Raw genomic sequence first — 9953 nt, 5'->3', positions numbered from 1 at the left:
GGGACACATGTATGTCAATCCTGGTCTAACAGAGCCTTAAAAAATCATTGGAGTGGCTAATAAGCCTGAATTGGTAAAGCGGTTTAGCAATTAACTTGTATTTGACCTGCGAGTTTCTTATATTGGTATCTTCATAAGGTAACCACCTTTACCTACCGTTTACCGCTAGTTTTAGCACGTTTACCAAACCGCGCACCCTCTGCTCAAGCCTGTCCAAAACCCGCCGTATAGTTCCCTCACGGCCCGCATCCGGCGGGTCGATTCGTTACCACGGTCGTGCGCGTAAGCGCATGGAAGGGGAAGTATCGTGAGCGATTGCAAGAGGGTTTACCGTTTTGGAACCGACGCCCAGGGCACCTGTGTCACTGAGGGCGACAAATCCATGAACTTCGTGCTTGGCGGCAAAGGCGCAAACCTTGCCGAGATGAGCCGCATCAGTCTGCCGGTTCCCGGTGGCTTTACCATTACCTGCCAGACCTGTGTCGAGTACTCCGGTGCCGGCAACGTCTGGCCCGAAGGCGCACTCGATGAGATCGTTGCCGCCGAGGCGGACCTCGAGGCCCGTTGCGGCAAGAAACTCGGCGATGCCTCCGATCCGCTGCTCGTGTCGGTTCGCTCGGGCGCTCCGTTCTCCATGCCCGGCATGATGGACACGGTCCTCAACCTGGGCCTCAACGACGATTCCGTCCAGGGCCTTATCGCGCAGACGCAGAACCCGCGCTTTGCCTGGGACAGCTACCGTCGCTTTATCCAGATGTTCTCCAACGTCGTCATGGGCGTCGACGCCGACCTATTCGAGAACGCTCTGACCCAGGCCCGCCTGGTCGCCGGCGTTCGCGTCGATTCCGAGCTTTCGGCCGAGGACCTGCAGGAGCTTGTCGAGACGTTCAAGGGTATTTTCTCCGATAACGTCGAGGCGACCCTGTATCCCGAGCTTGAGGTTGCCGACGGCAAGCCCGTCTTCCCGCATGATCCGGAGCTCCAGTTGCGCCTTGCCATCCAGGCCGTCTTTGGCAGCTGGATGAACGAGCGTGCCTGCATTTACCGCAAACAGCACGGCATTTCCGACGAGCTCGGCACCGCCGTCAACGTCCAGGCCATGGCCTTTGGCAACAAGGGCGAGACCTCTGCGACCGGCGTCGCCTTTACGCGCAACCCGGCCGACGGCACCAAGGAGTTCTATGGCGACTTTTTGGTGAATGCCCAGGGCGAGGACGTCGTCGCCGGCATCCGAAACACCGAGCCCATCGCCGACCTCAAGACCACCTCGGGCCTCGAGTCCGCAGGTGAGGAGCTCGAGCGCGTGTTCCTGACGCTCGAGGATCATTACCGCGATATGTGCGATATCGAGTTCACCATCGAGCAGGGCAAGCTCTGGATGCTCCAGACCCGCGTGGGCAAGCGCACTGCTACCGCCGCCCTGCGCATCGCTATCGAGATGGTCGAGGAGGGCCTCATCACCCGCGAGGAGGCCGTGAGCCGCATCGATCCCGCGCAGCTCGATCAGCTCCTGCACCCGCAGTTCGACGCCTCCAAGAAGTACGAGGCCCTGGCCAGCGGCCTTAACGCCAGCCCCGGTGCCGCCGTGGGTGAGGTCGTGTTCTCGAGTGATGACGCCGTCGCGCGTTCCGCCGAGGGCCACAAGGTCATTCTGGTTCGCTGGGAGACCAACCCCGACGACCTGAAGGGTATGGTTGCCGCCGAGGGCATCCTGACCAGTCACGGTGGCAAGACGAGCCATGCCGCCGTTATCGCCCGCGGTATGGGTACGCCCTGCGTCTGCGGTGTCGAACGCTTCCATATCGACGCCGCCGAGAAGGTCGTGCACATCGAGGGCAGCGACCGCGTGCTGCATGAGGGTGATGTCATCTCCATCGACGGTACCCAGGGTATCGTCGTCGACGGCGCTGTTGATCTGGTTTCGGCCGAGCTCACCGGCGATCTGGACACTATCCTGTCCTGGGCCGACGAGATTCGTCTGGACGAGACCGGTGGCCACGCCAACCACGTGCGCGTTAATGCCGACAACCCCGAGGACGCCGCGCTCGCACTCGAGTTTGGCGCCGAGGCCATCGGTCTGTGCCGCACCGAGCACATGTTCCTGGGCGATCGCAAGAACATCATCCAGAGCTTTATCCTGTCTAACGATGAGGCCGTGAAGCAGCAGGCCCTGGCCGACCTGCTCAAGGTTCAGACCGAGGACTTCCTGGCGATGTTCAAGACCATGTCCGGTCGCGATGTGGTCGTCCGCCTGCTCGATCCGCCGCTTCATGAGTTCTTGGATAATCCTCGAGAGCTCGAGGTCGCCATCACCAAGAAGGAAGCCGCTGGCGCCAGCGAGGAAGAGCTTGCCGTCCTGCGCGCCCGCCTGCGTCGCATTGACGGCATGGTCGAGTCCAACCCGATGCTCGGCCTGCGCGGCGTGCGCCTGTCCGTCGTCTTTGGCGATCTGCCGCTCATGCAGGTCCGCGCCGTGGCCACGGCTGCTGCCCGCCTTATCAAGGATGGTGTCGACCCACGCCCCGAGATCATGGTTCCGCTCGTTTCCATCACGGCAGAGCATGTCCAGACCCGCGAGGTCATTGAGCGCGTGATCGCCGAGGTTTCCTCCGAGGAAGGTGTCGAGCTCAACATTCCCGTGGGCACGATGCTCGAGCTGCCGCGCGCCTGCATGGTCGCCGACGAGATCGCCCATCACGCAGATTTCTTCTGCTTTGGCACCAACGACCTCACCCAGACGACCTTCGGCTTCTCCCGCGACGATGCCGAGGCCAAGTTCATTCCGCTGTACTTGCACAAGAAGATCCTGAAGGACAACCCCTTCGAGACCATCGACACGGCGGTGCTGGAGCTCGTGCGCTTGGCCGTCGAGAAGGGCCGCGCCACCAATCCCGACATGCACTTTGGCGTGTGCGGCGAACACGGCGGCGACCCCAAGTCCATCAAGGGCCTGTTTAACGTGGCCGACGTGGACTACGTGTCTTGTTCGCCCTATCGTGTGCCCCTCGCACGTCTGGCTGCCGCCCAGGCCAAGCTCGAGGCCAAGCGTTCCGCCTAGCGTTTAGCGTTTAGACGCCTAGCGTAGCCCCCCTTCATACCGCCCGTCTCATTCGTGAGGCGGGCGGTTATCATGTGCGGGTTTTGTCTTTTTGTCTGCGCAAAAAATTGTTCTTGCAGCAGAAACCCGCGCGTGTATACTCGAATACGTTTGTTCAACTACGTGCCGGCCAAGGTGGTACGGCACCTCTAGAAGAGTAAGGAATTGCACATGGATTACATCCGCGCAATCGAGCGTCAGCAGATCCGCGAGGACATTCCTCAGGTTCGCGTCGCCGACAACGTCAAGGTTCACTACCGCATTAAGGAAGGCGACCGCGAGCGCATCCAGGTTTTCCAGGGCGACGTCATCCGCATGGCCGGCGCCGGTGCCCGCGAGACCTTCACCGTCCGCAAGATGTCCTTCGGTGTCGGTGTTGAGCGTACCTTCCCGCTTCACAGCCCCAAGATCGCCAAGCTCGAGGTCGTTCGTCATGGTCGCGTCCGTCGCGCCAAGCTGTACTACCTCCGCGACAAGGTGGGCAAGGCTGCTCGCATCCCCGAGAAGCGCTAAGAAGATCGCAGCGTCTGTCCACTCGTTTGGACACAAGGGTCACCTTCGGGTGGCCCTTCTTTTTATCTGATTTGCATGCAAGGAGGGCCTGGTATGGCCAACATGACGAGCTCGGTTTCGGCATCGCAGGTTGCCGGTGAGTTGGCGAGCGCTACGTTTGAGGAGATTCCCGCCCTCGTGGAGCATTATCGCGAGGATCCGCGCCAGCAGGTGATCAAGGCTTGCGAGCGTGCCCTCAAACGCCATGCCAAAGAGCTTGCCGAGCGCGAGCGCGTCAATGACATGTACGAGCTTATGCATGAGCTTGGCGGCGATGGGGTGATCGTTGGTGTCGACGAGGTGGGTCGCGGATCGGTGGCCGGTCCCCTGACGGTGTGCGCCGTCTGTCTTCCTATGGAGCCGCGCGTCTGGGGCATCAACGATTCCAAAAAGCTCACGCCGGCGCGCCGCGAGCTGCTCTCGGTGAAGATTGCCGAGGTGGCGACGGCGATCGGTTTTTGCCATATCGCGCCTAAGGATATCGATGATATGGGCATGGCGCGTGCCATTCGTGCCGCCGTCGCGGGCGCCGTGGCCGATACGGGACTTGAACCCGACTGTGTCCTCATGGATGGTAACCCCTTGGGCGCCGTTCCCAACGAGCGCGACGTGGTGAAGGGCGATGCCAAAATCGCCTGTATCGCCGCGGCGTCCATCATGGCTAAGGTGACGCGTGACGAGATGATGGTCGAGTACGACGCCGAGTATCCCGAGTACCATCTGGCCGAGTCGAAGGGCTATGCAAGCCCCGAGCATATCGAGGCCATTCGCAAGCATGGACTTTGTCCGCTGCACCGCGTGAGCTTTTGCGGAAACTTTCTGCAGACTGAGCGCCTTTTCTAGGTCAATTGTGGAGACAGGGACCTCTGGAGTTTTATAAACCTGCTGGTAGCGGGCCGTATGCAACACCATTGCTGCGTACGGCCCGTTTTTTGACGGCATTTGGTCAGTTTTTGGTTTGCTTCCGGTACTTACCCGCATGAAAGGTGCCCTCATCATCGGGGCAATGCAGTGTGCGGGAAAGGAGACCCCATGAGTGCCGCAAGCAAAAAGAGCAAGACGCAGCAACTCAAGGAGCGTTGGGAAAACGGCGAGCTCGACTGCGGGGCGATGACGCCCGAGTTTATCAAGGGGCTCAGTCCCCGCGAGCTGGGTATGCTGGGCGAGCTGATCACCATCGACTACTTTAACGAGCGCGGCTACTCCTTGCTTGAGCAGGGTTATCGTTGCACCGAGGGCGAGGCCGATCTGGTGCTGCTCGATGAGCTCGACGATGTCGTGGTGATGGCCGAGGTCAAGACCAGACGCGTTGCACTGGATTGCAGCACGCGGGTCTTTCCCGAGGAGGCCGTGGACGCCCAAAAGCAACGCCGCTACCGCCGCATCGCAAGTTGCTATCTTATGGAGCATTATCCGCTCAAGGCGATTCGCTTCGATGCCGTGGGCGTCACCATTCGTGGCGGGCATATCGCCGAGATCGAGCATCAGTACAACGCGTTCGATTGGCAGGTGTCGTGATGGCGTTCGAGACGTTTGCCGTTCACGCGGCCTGCATCCGTGGCGTCGAGGCGATTCATGTCACGGTCGAGGTCTCGCTTGCCGGTGGTGTTCCGGGCATCCAAATGCTCGGCATTCCGAGTATGGAGGTGATGGAGTCACGCGGTCGTATTCGCTGCGCGATGCGCTCCGCCGGGTTCGAGATCCCACGCTCGGGCATTACGGTCAACCTAGCGCCCGGCGATATTCGCAAGACCGGTAGCGGCTTTGATCTGCCCATCGCCATCGCGGTTCTGGCGGCCGATGGGCAGATTCCCCGTGACAACCTCGATCGCTGCCTTATCGCCGGCGAGCTCGGCTTGGACGGTACGGTGCTTCCCGTCAAGGGCGAGGTGGCGTTTCAGCTATTGGCGCGTGATATGGGGCTGTCCTTTATCGCCGGCAGGTCCGATCAGCATGTGCCGCTCGCGGGCGTGGATTGTGGATTCATCGATCATTTGTCTCAGCTTGCCCATGGCATGGGCGAGGCGGCTCGGCACTATCTGGATTCCGAGGGCGTCGAGGCGACCTTTGAGCCTGAGCTCGACTATGCCGACGTGCTGGGGCAGGAAGTCGCTAAACGCGGCATGGCGCTTGCGGCGGCAGGAGAACTCGGCTTGCTCATGATCGGGTCCCCGGGATCGGGCAAGACGATGCTCGCGCGTCGTATGACCGGCATCCTGCCCGAGCTTTCCGTTGAGGATCAACAGGAGGCGCTGTGCATCCATTCGGTTTTGGGTGAGAACATTGATGGCTTGTTGGCGGGGCACCGGCCCTTCCGCAGTCCCCATCACAGTATTTCGACCGCAGGTCTTATCGGCGGTGGGCGCCCGGTGCACCCGGGTGAGATCAGCCTTGCTCATGGCGGCGTGCTATTTTTGGACGAGCTTGCCGAGTTTCCCACGGGTGTGCTGCAGACGCTGCGTCAGCCCATCGAACGCGGCTACGTCAGGATCGTACGCGTCGACGGGGCTTTTACCTTCCCGTCGCGCTTTCAGCTGCTGGCTGCGAGCAATCCCTGCCCCTGCGGCTTTTTGGGCGATCGTGAGGTACCGTGTCGCTGCTCGGCGGCGATGGTCGAGCGCTATCGGTCTAAACTGCGCGGTCCTTTGGCCGACCGTATCGACATGATGATCGATGTGACCCGTCCCGACCCTCAGGTGATTATCGAGGGCGCGGAGGGTATGTCGTCAGCTGAGTTACGTGACTACGTTGTGCGCGGTCGCGCTTTTCGCGCTTGGCGCGAATCCCGTATGGACGATGCGGATGCCGAGGCCGAGGATGACGAGACACGGTCCATTGACGGCGTCGTTTCGACCTTTGAGCTCGATGATACGGCGGAGAAGTGTGTGCTCGGCCTGTCGAAGCGCACGCATCTCACGGGCCGCGGCATCGTGCGCCTGGTTCGCATTGCGCGCACGATCGCAGATGTCGCCGAGAGCGAGCATGTGACGCAGGACCACGTGCTCGAGGCGGCGATGTACCAGGGAAGGAGGGACCAATGATGGCCGAGGGAACCTTCGAGCTGCATCCAGGTGATACGTTGTATCCCGAGACCGTTTTGGAGCTTTCTGATGTACCCCAGACGCTCTATGTGCGCGGCAACCCCGAGGTGCTTTCGACGCCCGCGCTCTCCATCATCGGCGCGCGCAAGGCCTCGCCGTATGGTCTTGCCGTGGCAGAGCTTGCGTCAAAGGTGGCGGTCGAGGCGGGCGTGACGGTAGTCTCGGGCGGCGCGGTCGGTTGTGACCAGGCCTCGGGTTGGGCTGCGGTCAACGCTGGCGGCAAACACGTCGTGGTGCTGGGGACGGGCGCCGACGTGGTCTACCCGCGTTCGAGCGCGGGGCTTATTACGCGCACGCTCGATACGGGTGGCGCGGTCGTGTCGATCTCTCCGTGGGGCATGGGTCCGCGCAAGTTTGCCTTTCCGCGCCGCAATCGCGTAATCGCGGCCTTGTCGCAAGCCCTCTTTGTATCCGAGGCGGGTATGCCTTCCGGGACGTTTTCTACAGCCGAGGCTGCTATGGATTTGGGGCGAGAACTTCTTGCCGTGCCGGGGTCGATCCTATCGCCCGAGTCGCGTGGCACGAATTACCTCATTGCGAACGGTGCCTGCTGCATCATCGACGAGGAATCTATCGAGATGGCTATTTCACGCATCTACGGCACCCTGCGCTACTCGCGCCCCGATGCTCCCGGCATTGCCGACCTAGATCAAACACAGCAGACCGTGATGCATGCACTCATCGCCTCTCCGCTCAAGGTCGACGACATCGCGGCACTCGTCTCGCTCGATGCCGTTGGCGTACTTAAGCTCCTGGGTTCGCTTGAGCTCGAGGGCCTTATCGAGCGCATGATGGATGGAAGGTATGCGCCCTCCAAGTTTGCTCTTCACGCCCAGACACCCTTCGGTCACAATGGAAAACATGTCAATTAGAAAGGTGTTTGCAGATGCTGTTTGATCAGGTGACGGTTATCGGTGGCGGTCTGGCGGGTTCGGAGTGCGCGATTCAGCTGGCGGATCGCGGGTTTTCCGTAAAGCTGTGCGAGATGCGCCCCCAGGTGAGCTCCCCGGCCCACCATACCGATCACCTGGCAGAGCTCGTCTGTTCCAATTCGTTTAAGTCGACCCGTCCGGATTCCGCGGCTGGTTTGCTGAAGGCCGAGCTTGAGCGCATGGGTTCAGTCCTGCTCGATTGCGCCCATCGCGCGGCTGTTCCCGCCGGCGGTGCCCTGGCGGTCGACCGCGTCAAGTTTTCCGAGCTTGTCGAGGCCGAGGTTGCCGCCCGTCCCAATATCGAGATCATTCACGGCGAGGTCACGCAGATTCCCGAAGGTCACGTGGTCATTGCCGCCGGCCCCTTGTGCTCGCCGGCGCTGAGCGAAGAGGTCATGAAGCTCGTCGGTGGCGACGCCCTTGCGTTCTTCGATGCCGCGGCGCCGATCGTCGATGCCTCCACGCTCGATATGGACGTGCTGTTCTCGCAGTCGCGCTACGAGGAGCAGGGGAGCGGCGACTATCTCAACGCTCCGCTCAACAAGGAGGAGTACGAGGCCTTTATCGAGGCGCTTACCACGGCAGACCGCGTGGTGCTCAAGGACTTTGAGGGCGGCGATCTGTTCCAGGCCTGCCAGCCTGCCGAGGAAGTTGCGCGCACCGGCAAGGACGCCATTCGCTTTGGCGCCATGAAGCCCGTCGGCCTCACCGACCCGCGAACCGGTCGTCGTCCCTGGGCGGCGATTCAGCTGCGTGCCGAGAATAAGGAGAAGACCGCCTATAACCTGGTGGGCTTCCAGACCAACTTGACCTTTGGCGAGCAGAAGCGCGTCTTCCATATGGTGCCGGGCCTGGAGAACGCTGAGTTCTTCCGCTACGGTGTCATGCACCGTAATACCTTTGTCGACGCCCCGCACGTGCTCGATGGCACCTTTGCCGTGCCCGGCACCGGCGTGCGCCTGGCCGGTCAGATTACCGGCACCGAGGGGTACATGGAAGCCGTGGCGACGGGTCTGCTCGCGGCGCTCAACACCTATGCCGAGGCTATCGGGGCCGCGGGCGTCGAGCTGCCGCGTGTGGGCGCCCTGGGTGCGCTCGTGGGCTATGCGACCGATCCTGCCACCGTGGGCTATCAGCCTATGCATGTCAACTTTGGCCTGGTGCCGCCACTCGAGGATGGTAAGCGCCGCAGCAAGCGCGACCGCTACCAGGCCTATGCGGACCGTGCGCTCGAGGCCCTTGATGCCTATCTGGCCACTCGCCCCGATTTGTTTGGAGGCGACCGGTCATAGCCTTTGACCTGTACGACACCGTCGACTCGTTTATCGCCTATATCTCACGTGTCGAGGGACTTTCTCCCAACACGGTGACGGCCTATGGCTCGAGGCTGGAGCGTTTTGCTGCCTGGTGCGAGCGTGAGGATATAGATGCTTTCGCTGCCGACGTGCGCACCATTCGTCGCTATCTTGCCGAACTTTCGCGTGAGCAGGTGGCTCCCCGAACGCTTGCGGCACACCTGTCTGCCATTCGCTCGCTCTATCGGTGGATGGCTGCCGAGGGGGTCGTGGAGGGCGATGTGGTCTCGGCAATTTCCTCGCCCAAGCTCCCGCGCGATCTACCCGGTGTGCTGACGACCCAACAGGTGGAGGCGCTGCTCAAGACGCCTGATACCTCAACACCCGCGGGACTGCGCGATGCGGCGATGCTCGAGCTGCTCTATGCCTCGGGCGCCCGTATCTCTGAGCTCGCAGCACTCAATGTGGAGTCCATTGTGTGGTCCGAACGCACGCTGCGCCTGTGGGGCAAGGGGAGCAAAGAACGTATCGTCCCTCTGTATCGTCGCGCGCTCGAGGCGACGCGTCTCTATATTGAGGAGGGGCGGCCGGAGTTGCTCGCTCAGGCAAAGCGCCGTGACCCCACTACCGGGCCGCATCCGCTGCTTATATCGGCGCGCGGTAATCGCATGAGTGCCGCCATGCTCAGGCGGCGGTTCCATACTCTGGCGACACTCGCCGGCATTCCGGCCGACATCGCCCCGCATGCGATGCGCCATACCTTTGCGACCGACTTGCTCGAGGGCGGTGCGGACCTGCGCTCGGTTCAAGAGCTGCTGGGTCATGCGAGCCTGTCCACGACGCAGATCTACACGCACCTCACGCCCGATCGGCTCAAACGTGCCGTGGCTCAAGCCCATCCCCGAGGCGAATAGTGGCTGGGACGTCCCGCGCCGCACTCAGGTGTGTGGTTTTGATTGCGGGTTGGCACGAAGAT

8 protein-coding genes are annotated in these 9953 nt (G+C 61.7%); all 8 read left to right on the top strand.

Annotated elements, in window-relative coordinates; genetic code table 11:
* Positions 1–307: 307 nt before the first annotated feature.
* The 8 genes from ppdK (at position 308) to DW211_RS05815 (ending at position 9891) form a co-directional block, all read left to right on the top strand.
* Positions 308–3058 carry a pyruvate, phosphate dikinase gene (gene ppdK / locus DW211_RS05850; RefSeq protein ID WP_118259784.1) on the top strand — a complete coding sequence of 917 codons (2751 nt, stop codon included), beginning with the start codon at positions 308–310 and terminating at the stop codon, positions 3056–3058.
* 210 nt (positions 3059–3268) lie between these two features.
* Positions 3269–3610 (top strand): 50S ribosomal protein L19, encoded by a 342-nt coding sequence (gene rplS / locus DW211_RS05845; RefSeq protein ID WP_006236098.1) that lies wholly within the window; start codon positions 3269–3271, stop codon positions 3608–3610.
* 93 nt (positions 3611–3703) lie between these two features.
* Positions 3704–4492, top strand: coding sequence for a ribonuclease HII (locus DW211_RS05840; RefSeq protein WP_118259782.1), 789 nt, complete (start codon positions 3704–3706; stop codon positions 4490–4492).
* Positions 4493–4681: 189 nt separating this feature from the next.
* Positions 4682–5167 carry a YraN family protein gene (locus tag DW211_RS05835; protein ID WP_118259780.1) on the top strand — a complete coding sequence of 162 codons (486 nt, stop codon included), beginning with the start codon at positions 4682–4684 and terminating at the stop codon, positions 5165–5167.
* A complete protein-coding gene (locus DW211_RS05830; protein ID WP_118259778.1) occupies positions 5167–6690 on the top strand; it encodes a YifB family Mg chelatase-like AAA ATPase in 1524 nt (507 codons plus the stop codon). The genes DW211_RS05835 and DW211_RS05830 overlap by 1 nt, the downstream gene beginning before the upstream one ends.
* Positions 6687–7622, top strand: a complete 936-nt coding sequence (locus tag DW211_RS05825) for a DNA-processing protein DprA (protein WP_316242814.1) — start codon at positions 6687–6689, stop codon at positions 7620–7622. The genes DW211_RS05830 and DW211_RS05825 overlap by 4 nt, the downstream gene beginning before the upstream one ends.
* A gap of 14 nt (positions 7623–7636) precedes the next feature.
* Entirely contained in the window at positions 7637–8974 is a 1338-nt protein-coding gene (gene trmFO, locus DW211_RS05820; RefSeq protein ID WP_118094263.1) for a methylenetetrahydrofolate--tRNA-(uracil(54)-C(5))-methyltransferase (FADH(2)-oxidizing) TrmFO, read from the top strand.
* On the top strand, positions 8971–9891 hold the full coding sequence (locus DW211_RS05815) for a tyrosine recombinase (protein WP_117766655.1): 921 nt from the start codon (positions 8971–8973) through the stop codon (positions 9889–9891). The genes trmFO and DW211_RS05815 overlap by 4 nt, the downstream gene beginning before the upstream one ends.
* Positions 9892–9953: the final 62 nt, after the last annotated feature.

Source organism: Collinsella sp. AM18-10, assembly GCF_003471585.1.
GTDB lineage: Bacteria > Actinomycetota > Coriobacteriia > Coriobacteriales > Coriobacteriaceae > Collinsella.
The sequence above is the reverse complement of the archived record's forward strand: the minus strand, read 5'-3'. Positions and strand labels throughout refer to the sequence as shown.